The organism is Streptomyces sp. NPDC079141, from assembly GCF_040686775.1.
GTDB lineage: Bacteria > Actinomycetota > Actinomycetes > Streptomycetales > Streptomycetaceae > Streptomyces.
Window position 1 is genome coordinate 1 of the sequence record NZ_JBFBLP010000024.1, and the last position, 12,977, is coordinate 12,977.

At 70.6% G+C, this 12,977-nt stretch carries 14 protein-coding genes; 9 read left to right on the forward strand and 5 right to left on the reverse strand.

The window, feature by feature from the left end; all coding sequences use genetic code 11:
- The 5 genes from AB0Q90_RS38685 to AB0Q90_RS38705 form a co-directional block, all read right to left on the reverse strand.
- Positions 1-831, reverse strand: an 831-nt coding sequence (locus AB0Q90_RS38685) for an ABC transporter substrate-binding protein (RefSeq protein WP_363164399.1), incomplete at its 3' end; no start/stop codon positions are given.
- A 94-nt stretch (positions 832-925) separates the two neighbouring features.
- On the reverse strand, positions 926-1,027 hold the full coding sequence (locus tag AB0Q90_RS38690) for a putative leader peptide (RefSeq protein WP_363164400.1): 102 nt from the start codon (positions 1,025-1,027) through the stop codon (positions 926-928).
- A 138-nt stretch (positions 1,028-1,165) separates the two neighbouring features.
- Positions 1,166-2,395 carry an acyl-CoA dehydrogenase family protein gene (locus AB0Q90_RS38695; protein ID WP_363164401.1) on the reverse strand — a complete coding sequence of 410 codons (1,230 nt, stop codon included), beginning with the start codon at positions 2,393-2,395 and terminating at the stop codon, positions 1,166-1,168.
- Positions 2,396-2,405: 10 nt separating this feature from the next.
- On the reverse strand, positions 2,406-2,930 hold the full coding sequence (locus AB0Q90_RS38700) for a winged helix-turn-helix domain-containing protein (protein ID WP_363164402.1): 525 nt from the start codon (positions 2,928-2,930) through the stop codon (positions 2,406-2,408).
- Positions 2,931-3,184: 254 nt separating this feature from the next.
- Positions 3,185-4,072: an amino acid ABC transporter permease gene (locus AB0Q90_RS38705; protein WP_363164403.1), complete on the reverse strand. Its 888-nt coding sequence runs from the start codon at positions 4,070-4,072 to the stop codon at positions 3,185-3,187.
- A 561-nt stretch (positions 4,073-4,633) separates the two neighbouring features.
- On the opposite strand from AB0Q90_RS38705, the gene AB0Q90_RS38710 reads away from it, so the two are divergent.
- From AB0Q90_RS38710 to AB0Q90_RS38750, 9 genes are all read left to right on the forward strand, one after another.
- Positions 4,634-5,752, forward strand: a complete 1,119-nt coding sequence (locus AB0Q90_RS38710) for an LLM class flavin-dependent oxidoreductase (RefSeq protein ID WP_363164404.1) — start codon at positions 4,634-4,636, stop codon at positions 5,750-5,752.
- The gene (locus tag AB0Q90_RS38715) at positions 5,749-6,252 is read left to right on the forward strand and encodes a GNAT family N-acetyltransferase (protein ID WP_363164405.1); all 504 of its coding nucleotides are present in this window, start codon (positions 5,749-5,751) and stop codon (positions 6,250-6,252) included. Before AB0Q90_RS38710 ends, AB0Q90_RS38715 begins: the two co-directional genes overlap by 4 nt.
- A 65-nt stretch (positions 6,253-6,317) precedes the next feature.
- The gene (locus AB0Q90_RS38720; protein ID WP_363164532.1) at positions 6,318-7,199 is read left to right on the forward strand and encodes an ABC transporter substrate-binding protein; all 882 of its coding nucleotides are present in this window, start codon (positions 6,318-6,320) and stop codon (positions 7,197-7,199) included.
- A 3-nt stretch (positions 7,200-7,202) separates the two neighbouring features.
- The gene (locus tag AB0Q90_RS38725; RefSeq protein WP_363164406.1) at positions 7,203-8,138 is read left to right on the forward strand and encodes an amino acid ABC transporter permease; all 936 of its coding nucleotides are present in this window, start codon (positions 7,203-7,205) and stop codon (positions 8,136-8,138) included.
- A complete protein-coding gene (locus AB0Q90_RS38730; protein WP_363164407.1) occupies positions 8,135-8,899 on the forward strand; it encodes an amino acid ABC transporter ATP-binding protein in 765 nt (254 codons plus the stop codon). The genes AB0Q90_RS38725 and AB0Q90_RS38730 overlap by 4 nt, the downstream gene beginning before the upstream one ends.
- A gap of 26 nt (positions 8,900-8,925) precedes the next feature.
- Positions 8,926-9,909 carry an ABC transporter substrate-binding protein gene (locus AB0Q90_RS38735; RefSeq protein ID WP_363164408.1) on the forward strand — a complete coding sequence of 328 codons (984 nt, stop codon included), beginning with the start codon at positions 8,926-8,928 and terminating at the stop codon, positions 9,907-9,909.
- Between the two features lie 47 nt (positions 9,910-9,956).
- A complete protein-coding gene (gene ssuE / locus AB0Q90_RS38740; protein WP_363164409.1) occupies positions 9,957-10,514 on the forward strand; it encodes an NADPH-dependent FMN reductase in 558 nt (185 codons plus the stop codon).
- Between the two features lie 53 nt (positions 10,515-10,567).
- Positions 10,568-11,728, forward strand: coding sequence for an LLM class flavin-dependent oxidoreductase (locus AB0Q90_RS38745; protein ID WP_363164411.1), 1,161 nt, complete (start codon positions 10,568-10,570; stop codon positions 11,726-11,728).
- Positions 11,725-12,975, forward strand: a complete 1,251-nt coding sequence (locus AB0Q90_RS38750) for a vanadium-dependent haloperoxidase (protein WP_363164412.1) — start codon at positions 11,725-11,727, stop codon at positions 12,973-12,975. The genes AB0Q90_RS38745 and AB0Q90_RS38750 overlap by 4 nt, the downstream gene beginning before the upstream one ends.
- The last annotated feature ends 2 nt before the right edge of the window (positions 12,976-12,977 follow it).

Consider the following 12,977-nt stretch of genomic DNA (forward strand, 5'->3'; position numbering starts at 1 on the left):
GTTGGCGTTGATGTAGGCGTTGGTCTTCACCGAGCCGCGCAGCACCGCCTCGACGACGTCCGGGTGCTCCTTGAGGAAGTCCTGCCGGACGATGATGTTCGTGATCACGAACTTCTTGTCGGGCCACAGGTCGGCCTCGTCCAGCAGCACTTTCGCGCCCTCGGCGACCAGCTTCGAGGCGGTGGGCTCGGGCACCCAGGCGCCGTCGATGGAGCCGGACTTGTAGGCGTCCGGGGTGACCTTGTTGTCGGTGCGGACGACGGAGACGTCGCCCTTGCCGCTCTGCGCGTCGACCGTCCAGCCCTGCTCGGCGATCCAGTTGAGGAACGCCACGTCCTGGGTGTTGCCCAGCTGTGGGGTGGCGATCTTCTTGCCCTTGAGGTCGTCCGTCGTCTTGATCTTGTCCGGGTTGACGACGAGCTTCACGCCACCGGAGGCCGAACCGCTGATGATCCGCAGGTTCGTGCCGTCCGACTTGGTGTAGCCGTTGATGGCGGGGGAGGGTCCGATCCAGCCGATGTCGATCGAGCCCGAGTTCAGCGCCTCGATCTCGGACGGCCCGGCGTTGAAGGTCGAGGACTTGATCTCGGTGCCGCCGAGCTCCTTCTGGAGGATGCCCTTCTCTACGCCCACCAGCGCGGTGGCGTGGGTGAGGTTGGGAAAGTAGCCGATCCGCACCTCGTCGGCGGAGAGCTTCTTGGCGTCCGCCGCGACCTGGGTCTGATCGTCGTCGTCGGACTCGGAACCGTAGCCGCAGGCGGTGACGAGGAGGGGAAGCGCGGCTATGACGGCGAGGGTGCGCAGGGCGCTGAGCGGTCGTGCGGGAGACACGGAGGTGTCCTCTCGGGATGTTGGTGAGCAGGGAGGTACGCGTACGAAGCGGCGTGACGTGCGGCCCGTCGGCGTCGTGATGCCGTGGGCGGTCTCAGACGGACCGACAGAGGGCGCTGGACGTGCGGCCGAGATCGATGTGTCGACGCGAGGTGAGCAGGATCGGCGACGGCGCGGTGCGATCGAACGCACGCATGGCCACCCCCCACTGAATCCTAGTTTTCCTACCTGGCTGATAGGGATAGTTGCAGAAGGAGGGGTCGACCCCAAGGGGGTGTTCACATGATGGACTGGCTGATCTTGCAGATTGGGATGCGGCTCAGCCGTACAGGGCTCAGACCGGCAGCGTGAACGGCGGGTGCGCGCCGTTGAGGAAGTAGTCGCCGACCTCGCGGAGCCGGGGCGCGACGGGCTCGTACAGCGTGTGGGTACGGGCGTTGCGCCAGAAGCGGTCGAAGCCCAGCCGGGCGGAGGCGGAGCGCGCGCCGATGATTTCGAGGGCGCGTGCGGTGCACTCCTGCACGGCCCGGGAGGCGGCGGACTCGGCCATCGTCGCGAGGACGGAGACCTCCGCGTACTCCTCGTAGGTGATGTCCTCGCCGCGCGCCAACCCGGCCTGAACGGCGTCCAGCGCCTGGCCGGCGAGGGCGGACGCGGCGCGGGTGAGGACGGTGAGCTCGCCGTGGACGGTCAGCACGTGCGGATCCCGGGTCGAGCCGACCGTCCGGGCGGGGTGCCAGGGGGACTGGCTCGCCCTGCTGTACTCGCGGGCTTCGGCGAGCACGCCCTCGGCCATGCCGAGACACAACTGGGCGGACAGCAGGCGCCCGACCGGCGCAGCCAGCGCGGCCCGCGGGGTGAGGACGTCCTCGTCCGCGGAGAGGGAACCGAGTACGTCGTCGGCGGTCAGCCGTACCGCGTCGAACTCCACGCTGCCGCCGGCCGCGAGGCGCTGGCCGAAGGTGTCGGCGTCGCCGTCGACCACCACCCCCTGGCGGGTGGCATCCACGGCGACGGCGAGCGGTTCGCCGGTGTCCTCCCGTACGGCGCGCACGGCGATGCGGTCGGCGACCAGCACCCCGCTGACGTAGCTCTGCCGACCGTCGAGCACCAGGCCGCCGCCGGTTTCGGCGAGCATCAGCGGGGGTTCCTGGCGGGTGAAGCCGCCTCCCCAGCACCACTGTTCGGCGGCGGACCGCTCGTCGAGCCGTGCGGCGAGGGCGGGTTCGGAGAAGAAGCGCGCGCTCCACGACACGAAGCAGTGGCAGCCGAGGAGTTGACCGATCGCGCCGTCGGCCGCCGCGATCTCCCGGACGACGGCGTAGGCCGTGGCCCAGTCGGTGCCGCCGCCCCCGGACTCGGCCGGGGTGAGCAGCGTCAGCAGTCCGGCCTCGCGCAGCCGGGAGACCTCGTCGAACGGGGCCTTGCCCGCCTGGTCCCGGGTCACCGCGTCCGTGGCCAGGTCGTCCGCCGTCTCGCGGGCCACGCGCAGCCAGTGCGCGTGGCCGGGGCCGGTCGGGTCGGACGCCGTGGTGGCGCGGGACGGTGCGGGGGCAACGCCCATGGAAACGCTCCTAATCGAGTTCGGCCGCGGAGCGCGGCCGCTGGTCGGGCACGTACTTGTAGCCCACGCTCCGCACGGTGACGATCCGCTGCCGATGGGCCGCGCCCAGCTTGCGGCGCAGGCGTGCGATGTGGACGTCGACGGTGCGGCCGTCGCCGACGTGGTCGTAGCCCCAGATGTCGGACATCAGCTGCTCGCGGGAGTGCACCCGGTGGGGGCGCAGCACCAGATGCTTCAGCAGCTCGAACTCCAGGTAGGTGAGGTCGAGTTCGTGTCCGTCGACCTCGGCCACGTGGCGCGCGGGGTCGACGCGTACGGCGTCGCCTCCCGGGGCCGGGCGGACTGCTGGGCGTACCCCGGCGCGGTGGAACAGCTCGGCCGGATCGGTGCCCTCGGGCACGAACACGAGATAGCCGACGAGCGGCGGGGAGGCGGGGTCCCCGTCCTGTGCGGTGTCGTCCACCAGGCGAAGGTGGCGCACGTCGGACAGTGGTGCGGTGTCGGGGGTGGCCGGGGCCGGAAGTGCCGTGGTCATGGCGTTTCGTCCTTCAGGAGGGCGGGCGGGTTCGCCCGAGTGTTCGGAGGGAGAAGGAACGGAAGCGGCACGCGAGAGGTGTGGGGCGCGTGCCTTACGCGCGACAGCAGGCGGCACTGACGACGTGACCAAAGTCGACATGCCGACGACGTACGAGTCGTTGCTGCGTGTGGGACATGTCCACCATCCTGCGGGGCTCGGGGAAGCCCCGTCAATGCTTTCCTAGTAATTCGATAGGGAAACTCGGGAATGCATCAGGGTCGGGCCGATCCGCGCGCGTAGTAGCGCTCCACGTAGAACTGGCCCGCACTGAGCACGCTCGTGACCGCGATGTACCAGAGCGTGGCCACCATCAGCAGGGGAATGACCTGGTATGTCTGGTTGTAGACGAGTTGCACCGAGTACAGCAGGTCGTGCACGGCCAGCACGCTGACGATGCTGGTGCCCTTCAGGGTGCCGATCAGCATGTTCCCGGCGGTCGGCACGATGGAGCGCATCGCCTGCGGAACGACGATCCGGCGCAGCGTGCGCCGTCTGCCGAGGCCCAGCGCCTGGGCGGCCTGCGTCTGGCCGGCGTCCACCGAGAGGATCCCGCCGCGCACCACCTCGGCGGCGTAGGCGGCCTCGTGCAGCGTCAGGCCGATGACGGCGGTGAGGGTCGGGCCGAGCAGGTTGACCGTCTGCACGGTGACGAACTGAGGCCCGAAGGGGATACCGAGGCCGAGCGTCGGGTACAGCGCGCCGATGTTGAACCAGAACAGCAGCTGCACCAGCAGCGGCGTGGACCGGAAGATCCACACATAGCCCCAGCTCAGCGTGCACAGCACCGGGTTGGCGGACAGCCGCATCACGGCCAGCGGGGTGCCGAGCAGAAAGCCGAGCACCATCACCACTGCGGTCAGCCACAGGGTGAGCAGCAGGCCGTCGAGCACGGCGGCGGTGGTGAAGTACCGGGCGACCACGTCCCACTGGAACGCGCGGTTGCGGACGACGGAGTTGACCACCATCGCGAACACCAGCAGTGCGGCGGCCGCCGTCACCCAGCGGCCGACGTGCCGGCGCGGCACGATCGGCAGGTCGTCGTCCGGGGCTTTCGACGGCTGCCGGGCAAGGGCGGGTGAGACATCGGAAGACGTGACCATCAGGGCTCTCCAGGGGAGGGAAGCGCAGGGCGTGGCGGATCGCCCGGCAGCCCTGCGAAGGCCGCCGGGGCCCGGTGTCGTCACATGCGCCGCGTCCCTCAACGCGGCCGGAGAAGGCCCGCCGCACAGGGCGGAGCCGTCCGCCGTCGATCGTAGGGGCCCCAGGCGAGGATGTGTCAACCAGGCCTGCCGCGCCGCCCGTCGAGACGGTCCGGCATCCGGTCGCCGCTTGACGAAGAGGCCGATGCCCTGCTCAATTGGTCGCATGAACGCCCAGCAGCGCTTGGTCTCGCGTGACCACATCGACTTCGGTCGGGTGTGGTCTGCCGCGTGTTGCGTCTGACTCGGCAGCGGGCCGTCTGACCGGCCCTTCCCTCCCTCGGTGACCCCGTCGCGGGCCCAGTCCCTTCTGCGCGCCTGCTGCCGCAGCACCGTTGCCCCCGACGCCCGGCGTCGTCACACCCGCAGCTCCCCGTCGCTCTGACGGACCCTCACTCATGCCTGCGTGCATGGCCGTTGAGCCATGCCCCCGCACTCTGCTGCCTGCGAAAGGCCACCTTCATGCCTGTGGAATTCCTCGGCATCGCCGCCACCAACGACGGCTCCGAGACCACCCCGCGCTCCGGCGCCACCTTCGACAAGGAGTACACACTCAGGCTCGCCCGAGCCCACGAGGACCACGGCTGGGACCGGGTGCTGTTCGCCTACGGATCCGGATCGCCCGACCCCGCCCCGGCCGCCGCGTACATCGCGAGCCGGCTGGACCGCCTCCAGATCCTTCTCGCCCACCGGCCCAACGTGTCGTACCCGACCTTCGCCGCGAAGACTTTCGCCACCCTCGACCGGATCAGCGAGGGCCGGTTGACCGTGCACTTCATCACCGGTGGCAACGACCACGAGCAGGCACGCGAGGGCGACACCCTCACCAAGGACGAACGCTACGCCCGCACCCGCGAGTACATCCGGATCGTCAAGAAGATCTGGACCACCCGCGAGCCCTTCGACCACGAGGGCGAGCACTACCGCTTCCACGACTTCGTCAGCGACGTCTTCCCCGTCCAACAGCCCCGCCCCGGCGTCTCGTTCGGCGGCTCGTCACCCGCTGCCTACGCCGCGGGAGGAGCCGAGGCCGACATCTACTGCCTGTGGGGCGAACCGCTTCAGCGGACCGCGGAGCAGATCGAGGCCGTGCAGGCCGCCGCGCGGGCCGCGGGACGCACCGACATCCCCCGCATCCAGGTCGCCTTCCGCCCGATCATCGCCCCCACCGAGGAACTGGCCTGGGAGAAGGCCCACCGCACGGTCGGCGCCATCCAGCAGGCGAGGCTCCAGCGGCGCCACCGTACCGGAACGCCCGAGAACACCGGCTCACAGCGGCTGATCGCCATCGCCGAGGCGGGGGAGCGCTGCGACCGCGCCCTGTGGACCCCGACTGCGGCCGCCACCGCGGGCGCGGGCAACTCCAACGCCCTCGTCGGCACCCCGGAAACGGTCGCCCAGGCCCTGCTCGACTACTACGACCTCGGCGTCGACATCCTCTCCGCCCGCGGCTACGACCTGCTCGGCGACGCCGTCGACTTCGGCCGGTACGTGATCCCGATCGTCCGCGAGGAGGTCGCCAAGCGCGACGCCGAACGCGCGGCGCGCGGCACACAGACCCTGGCGGCGGCACGCGCATGACCTCCGCCACCCGACTGACGGTCACTCAGGTCGCCCTCTCCGACCCCAGAGTGCGGCCGCTGCTGCGCGAACTCGGCGACGAGTACTCCGCCCGGTACGGCAGGGACGCCCACGCCGAACTCGCCCGCTGTCCCGAGGAGGAGTTCACCGCACCCCACGGCGGCGTTCTGCTGCTGCTCCTCGAACACGGCGAGCCCGTGGCGGGCGGCGCCTTCCGCCGGTACGACGCGAGCACCGCCGAACTGAAACGGATCTGGACCCACTCCGCCCACCGCCGACGCGGCCTCGCCCGCCGTGTCGTCGCCGAACTGGAGCAGGAAGCGGGCGCCCGCGGCTACCGGCGGATCCACCTCACCACCGGGCCACGCCAGCCCGAGGCCCGCGCCCTGTATCTGGCCACCGGCTACACACCGCTGTTCGACACCGAGGCCGACCCGGAAACCGTCGGCCCCCTGCCCTTCGAGAAGTACTTGGCTCCACAGGAAAGGTCTCCCCGGTGACCCGTCACGCTCTTGCGGTCCGTCTGTGTGGCGCCGCCGCCCTCGCGCTGCTGCCTCTGACGGCCCTGACCGCCTGCGGCTCCGGAGGGGCCGACAGCGTTGCGGCCGCACAGGCCTCCCCGGCGCCGACCGGCGACCCGGTCGCCGCCGTGCGGAAGGTGGACTCGGTGGCCGCACTGCTGCCCGCCGAGGTCCGCGAGGCGGGCACGCTGCGGGTCGGCAGCTCGGTCGGATTCCCGCCGGGCGCCTACTACCCGAACGGCTCGGACAAGGCGCCCGCCGGACAGGACATCGACCTTGCGAACGCGGTCGCCAAGGTCCTCGGCGTCGAACTCGACCGCCAGGACGCCTCCTTCGAGACGATCCTGCCCGCCCTCGGCAGCGGCAAGTACAACTTCGGCACCGGCAACTTCGGGGTGACGAGCGAGCGCCTGCGGACGATCGACTTCGTCACCTACATCAACGACGGCCAGGGCTTCGCGGTGAAGAAGGGCAGCTCCACGCTCAAGTCGAAGGTCACCGACCTCGTCCAGCTGTGCGGCCTGACCATCGGCACCGGAGCCGGCACCACCTTCGAAGCGACCCTGACGGCCCAGAAGGCAGTGTGCGCGAAGGCGGGCAAGAAGCCGTACGACGTGAAGGTCTACGCGGAGAACGGCGCCACCCTCACCGCGCTCCAGCAGGGCCGGATCGACGTGATCATGTCGACCATCAACGGTCTGCGTTACCAGGCCGCCCAACCCGCCTCGCAGACCACCTTCCTCGGCGAGTACCACCGGCTCGACGTCGGCTTCGCCTTCAAGAAGGGCTCCCCGCTGACCAAGGCCTTCCAGGCGGCCGTCAACGAGCTGATCGAGGACGGCACGTACGAGCGGATCCTCGACAAGTGGGGCACCGGCGCCTCCGCCATCGAGACGTCGCGCATCAACCCGCCTGAGCACGGGTGACCCATGAGTATCGACACCTTGACCGAACCGACCAGCCGGCTCGCCGAGTTGAAGGTCGTACCCGCCCGCCACCGCGCCCGCTGGGCCGCCGCCGTCGCCGTGATCGTGCTGGTCGCCCAGTTCGCCCACGGCCTGGCCACCAACCCCGTCTGGGAGTGGCACGTCTTTGGTGCCTACGTCTTCTCCGAGACGATCGTCCAGGCGGTGTGGGTGACGCTGCAACTCACCGCGTACGCCACCGTGCTGGGCTTCCTGCTCGGCACCGTGATTGCGTTCATGCGACTGTCGCGCAGCCCGGTGCTCTCCACCGTCGCCTGGACCTACGTCTGGATCTTCCGTTCCATCCCGATGATCGTGCAGCTGGTGTTCTGGTTCAACCTGAGCGCGCTGTACGAGGAGTTGGGCGTCGGCATCCCCTTCGGCCCGGTGTTCTGGTCCGTTGACAGCAACAGCCTCATCGGCACCATCGGCGCCGCCGTCATCGGCCTGACACTGCATCAGGCCGCCTACGCGGCCGAGATCGTGCGCGGCGGCGTCATCGCCGTGGAGCACGGACAGCTGGAGGCCGCCGCCGCGCTCGGCATCCCCCGGCTGCGCCAGATCCGCCGCATCGTTCTGCCCCAGGCCATGCGCGCCATCCTGCCCACCGCCGGCAACGAGATCATCGGCCTGCTCAAAGGCACCTCGGTGGTCTACGTCATGTCCATCGGCGAGCTCTTCTATCAGGTACAGGTCATCTACGGCCGCAACGGCCGGGTCGTCCCGCTGCTGCTGGTCGCCACCGCCTGGTACGTGGTCCTCACCTCCCTGCTGTCGGTCGCTCAGTACTACGTGGAACGCCACTTCGCCCGGGGCGCGAACCGCACCCCGCCACCCACCCCGCTCCAGCGCGCCCGCCGCTTCCTGGCCGCCCGACACCTCACGGAGAAGAGCACATGAGCGAGGTCATGGTGGACATCCACGCGGTCCACAAGAGCTTCGGCCCGCTGGAGGTGCTGCGCGGCGTCGACCTGCAGGTCCGCGCCGGCGAGGTCACCGTCGTCCTCGGCCCGTCCGGCTCCGGGAAGTCCACGCTGCTGCGCACCATCAACCATCTGGAGAAGGTCAGCCGCGGCTGGATCAGCATCGACGGCGAGCTCATCGGCTACCGCCGCTCCGGCGGCAAGCTGTACGAGCTCAAGGAGAAGGACGTCCTCAAACAGCGCACGAACATCGGCTTCGTCTTCCAGAACTTCAACCTCTTCCCGCATCTGACCGTGCTGGAGAACCTCGTCGAGGCCCCGGTCTCCGCGCTGCGCCGACCACGCAAGGAGGCGGAGGCCACCGCACGCCGGCTGCTGGAACGCGTAGGCCTCGCCGACAAGGCCGGCGCCTATCCGCGGCAGCTGTCCGGGGGCCAGCAGCAGCGCGTGGCCATCGCCCGCGCGCTGGCCCTGGAACCCAAGGTGCTGCTCTTCGACGAGCCCACCTCGGCGCTCGACCCCGAGCTGGTCGGCGAAGTCCTCGATGTCATCAAGGACTTGGCCCGCACCGGAACCACCATGATCGTCGTGACGCACGAGATCGGCTTCGCCCGCGAGGCCGCCGACACCGTGGTGTTCATGGACGGCGGTGTCGTCGTCGAACAGGGACCGCCGGCGGCCGTACTGGACGCACCGCAGCACGAGCGCACCCGCGCCTTCCTCTCCAAAGTCCTCTGAAACCCGCCCGAGCCAGGAGTACAGCCATGCCCACCCCGACCGCCCGCCGCACCACCGCAGCCGCGCTGGGACTCACCGCCACCCTCCTCCTCGCCGCCTGCGGCAACCCCGACGACGGCCGGACGACCGAGGTCGCGGACAGCTCGGGAGCCAGGACGAGGATCAATCTGAGCCCGGACCAGGACCGGATCACCACCGCCAAGGTCGACTCCATAGCCGCCGAGGTCCCGGCGGAGATCCGCCGCAGAGGCACCCTGGAGGTCGTCGACTCCTCCGGCTCCGCCGCGCCGCTGACCTTCTTCGCCACCGACAACAAGACGGTCATCGGTGTCGAACCCGACCTCGCCTCCCTGGTCGCCGACGTCCTGGGCCTCAAGCTCCACCTCAACACCGTGTCCTGGGAGAACATCTTCGTCGGCCTCGACAGTGCCAAGTACGACGTCGGCTTCAGCAACATCACCGTCACCGAGGAGCGCAAGGAGAAGTACGACTTCGCCACCTACCGCAAGGACAACCTCGGCTTCGAGGCGAAGAAGGGCAGCGGCCTGACCGTCACCGGGCCCGAGGACGTGGCGGGGAAGACCGTCGCCGTGGGCAGCGGCACCAACCAGGAGAAGCTGCTGATCGAGTGGAGTGCGGCGAACGAGAAGGCCGGCCGCGAACCGGTGGACATCAAGTACTACCAGAACGACAGCGACACCTACCTCGCCCTCCAGTCCGGCCGGATCGACCTCTACCTCGGACCCAACCCCACCGCCGCCCACCACGCGGCCACCACCGGCAAGACCGAGGTCGTCGGCACCTACTCCGGCGCCGGTGACACCCTCCAGGGCCTCATCGCGGCCACCACCAAGAAGGACAGCGGCCTGGCCGAACCGCTCGCCGACGCCCTCAACGAAATCATCGACAACGGCACCTACGCGAAGGTGCTGAAGCGCTGGGGCCTGAGCGACGAGGCGGTCACCGGGTCGGAGATCAACCCGCCCGGCCTGCCGAAGAGCAACCAGTAGCCGTACGACGGCATTTCAGCCCACCGGCACTCCCGAGAGGTTCACCCATGGCCACCGTCCTGTCCGTCTCCGGAAGCCCCTCCGCCACCTCCCGCACCGCACGCCTGCTGCGCCACCTCGACGACCGGCTCACGGCCCAGGGACACCAGGTGATCCCCCTGGACGTGCGCACCCTGCCCGCCGAGGCGCTCCTCGGCGCCGACTTCCGGCACCCGGCGATCGTCGAGACCACCGCTCTCTTCGAGCGCGCGGACGGGGTCGTCATCGGCACCCCCGTCTACAAGGCCGCCTACTCCGGGCTGCTCAAGGCGCTGCTCGACCTGCTGCCCCAGTACGCCCTGGCCGGCAAGACCGTACTGCCGCTGGCCACCGGCGGCACCACCGCCCATGTCCTCGCCATCGACTACGCCCTGCGTCCCGTCCTGAGCTCCATGGGCCCCGCCTACATCACCCCGGGCTGGTTCACGTTGGACAAGGACATCACCGTCGGCGACGACGGCACCCTGACCGTCGCCCCCGGCTCGGCCGAGGCCCTGGCCCAGGTCACCGACCAGTTCTCCCTCGCCCTCGGCGGCCGTCCGACCGTACTTGCCGCCGCCGGTTAGGGCCTGTTGCGAAATAGCCCCTCGCCGCACCGCACGACCCGATCGGAGACCCCGTGACCCTCACGTTCCACTGGTTCCTGCCCACCAACGGCGACAGCCGCCATGTCGTCGGCGGCGGCCACGGCACCCCCGCCACCGCCTCCGGACGCGACCGGCCGCCGACGGTCGCCTACCTGAGCCAGATCGCCCGCGCAGCCGAGGACGTCGGCTTCGCCGGCGCGCTCACCCCCACCGGCGCCTGGTGCGAGGACGCCTGGCTGACAACCGCCATGGTCAGCCAGCACACCGAGCGACTGAAGTTCCTGGTCGCCTTCCGCCCCGGCTCCGTCTCACCGACGCTGGCCGCGCAGATGGCGTCCACCTTCCAGCGCCGGACGGGCGGACGGCTGCTGCTCAACGTCGTCACCGGCGGCGAGAGCCAGGAGCAGCGCGCCTACGGCGATTTCCTCGACAAGGACGCCCGTTACCGCCGTACCGGCGAATTCCTGCAGATCGTAAGGGAGTTGTGGGACGGCAAGTGCGTCGACCTCCACGGCGAGCATCTGCGGGTCGAGGACGCCCGGCTGGCCCGCGTGCCCGATCCCGTCCCCGAGGTGTACTTCGGAGGCTCCTCGCCCGTCGCCGGCGAGATCGCCGCCCGGCACGCCGACGTCTACCTGACGTGGGGCGAACCGCCCGCGCAGGTCGCCGAGAAGATCGCCTGGATCAGGGGACTGGCCGCGCGGCACGGACGTACCCTCCGCTTCGGCATCCGCCTGCACGTCATCACCCGCGACACCGCCGAGCAGGCCTGGGCCGAGGCCCGGCGGCTGCTGGACGGCTTCGACGCCGAGACCGTGCGCGCCGTGCAGGCCGGTCTCGCCCGCAGCGAGTCCGAGGGGCAGCGGCGCATGATCGCGCTGCACGGCGGCAGCCGCGACGATCTGGAGATTGCCCCCAATCTCTGGGCCGGCATCGGCCTGGTGCGCGGCGGCGCGGGCACCGCCCTGGTCGGCAGCCATGACGAGGTCGCCCAACGCATCGCCGAGTACCACGAGTTGGGCATCGACGAGTTCGTTCTCTCCGGCTATCCGCACCTGGAAGAGGCGTACTGGTTCGGCGAGGGCGTGCTGCCGCGGCTGGAGACACAGGGGCTGTGGGCGCACCCCTTCCGCACGAAGGCGGACGAAGCGCTGTCGCGGATCCCCTTCGCCGGTGCGGGGAGTGCGCGATGACTCCCAGACCTCGCCGAACCGCCCTGGTGGCGCTGGGTACCGCCGCCCTGCTGGCCGCCACCGTCGCCCCCGCCACCGCGCAGGCGGGGCAGCCGCGCTCGTCCGTGGCGCTCGACTGGTACGACACCACGGCCGAGACCGTCGCGGTGGCGGGGGCCCCGACCCAGATCACCAACAGCCGCACCTGGGCGATCAGTTGGCTCGCCGCGGCCCGCGCCGCTCGGCAGGTGCCCAGCGGCGTCGACCGCGCCGCCTTCCAGGACGCCGCGCTCGCCACGGCCGTACACGACTCCCTCGTCGCACTGGTGCCCGCCCGCACCGAGCAACTGGACGCCGCGCTGAGCCGGACCCTTCAGGCCGTCCCCGACGGTCCCGCCGAGGACGGGGGAGTGGCGGCGGGGCGGCGGCAGGCCCGGCTGGTGCTGGAGTCCCGCGCTGGCGACGGACTGGACCCGGCGTCGGTGAACGCCCCGTTCCCGGTGCCCGAGCCCGCGCCCGGAGTGTGGCAGCCGACACCGCCCGGGTACGCCCCGGCCGCCCAGTACGGCAATCGGATCGCCAGGCCCTTCGTGCTGGACCGCGCCGACCGGTTCCGTCTCGGTCCGCCGCCCGCGCTCGACTCCGCGCGGTACCGGGCGGACCTGGCCGAGGTGCGGGCGTACGGATCGCTCGACGGTTCACGGCGCAGCGCCCGGCAGACGGAGACCGCCGCCTTCTGGTACGGCTCCTCACTCGTCCTCTACACCGAACCGCTGCGCGTCGCGCTGGAGCGGTCCGACAGCTCTCCCGCGTGGCGGGCGGAACTCGTGGCCCTGTTCCACATCGCCCTGGTGGACACGCAGATCGCCACCTCCGACAGCAAGTACACGTATGTGCGCTGGCGCCCGGTCACCGCCCTCCGCGCCGGCGCGATCGACCCCGACCCCGACTGGACGCCCCTGCACTCCACACCGGCCCACCCCGACTACCCCAGCGGCCACACCACCTACTCGGGAGCCGCCGAGACGGTCCTCACCGCGTTCGCCGGACCGCGCACCGCGCCGTTCGAGTTGACCAGCCCCACCGCACCCGGAGTCACCCGCACCTATACCGGCTGGCACCGGTTGACGACCGAGAACGTCGACGCCCGCGTCTTCTCGGGCATCCACACCCGCTTTGCCGACGAGGCCGGAGTCGTCCTCGGCGCCGACGTGGCCCGCCATGTGCTGCGCCATGCCGGGTCACTGTTCACGGAGGAGGACGCATGACG

Coding starts and splice junctions, on each gene's coding strand:
- AB0Q90_RS38690 (WP_363164400.1), bottom strand. CDS start 1,027: ATGCGTGCGTTCGATCGCACCGCGCCGTCGCCGATCCTGCTCACCTCG.
- AB0Q90_RS38695 (WP_363164401.1), bottom strand. CDS start 2,395: ATGGGCGTTGCCCCCGCACCGTCCCGCGCCACCACGGCGTCCGACCCG.
- AB0Q90_RS38700 (WP_363164402.1), bottom strand. CDS start 2,930: ATGACCACGGCACTTCCGGCCCCGGCCACCCCCGACACCGCACCACTG.
- AB0Q90_RS38705 (WP_363164403.1), bottom strand. CDS start 4,072: ATGGTCACGTCTTCCGATGTCTCACCCGCCCTTGCCCGGCAGCCGTCG.
- AB0Q90_RS38710 (WP_363164404.1), top strand. CDS start 4,634: ATGCCTGTGGAATTCCTCGGCATCGCCGCCACCAACGACGGCTCCGAG.
- AB0Q90_RS38715 (WP_363164405.1), top strand. CDS start 5,749: ATGACCTCCGCCACCCGACTGACGGTCACTCAGGTCGCCCTCTCCGAC.
- AB0Q90_RS38725 (WP_363164406.1), top strand. CDS start 7,203: ATGAGTATCGACACCTTGACCGAACCGACCAGCCGGCTCGCCGAGTTG.
- AB0Q90_RS38730 (WP_363164407.1), top strand. CDS start 8,135: ATGAGCGAGGTCATGGTGGACATCCACGCGGTCCACAAGAGCTTCGGC.
- AB0Q90_RS38735 (WP_363164408.1), top strand. CDS start 8,926: ATGCCCACCCCGACCGCCCGCCGCACCACCGCAGCCGCGCTGGGACTC.
- ssuE (WP_363164409.1), top strand. CDS start 9,957: ATGGCCACCGTCCTGTCCGTCTCCGGAAGCCCCTCCGCCACCTCCCGC.
- AB0Q90_RS38750 (WP_363164412.1), top strand. CDS start 11,725: ATGACTCCCAGACCTCGCCGAACCGCCCTGGTGGCGCTGGGTACCGCC.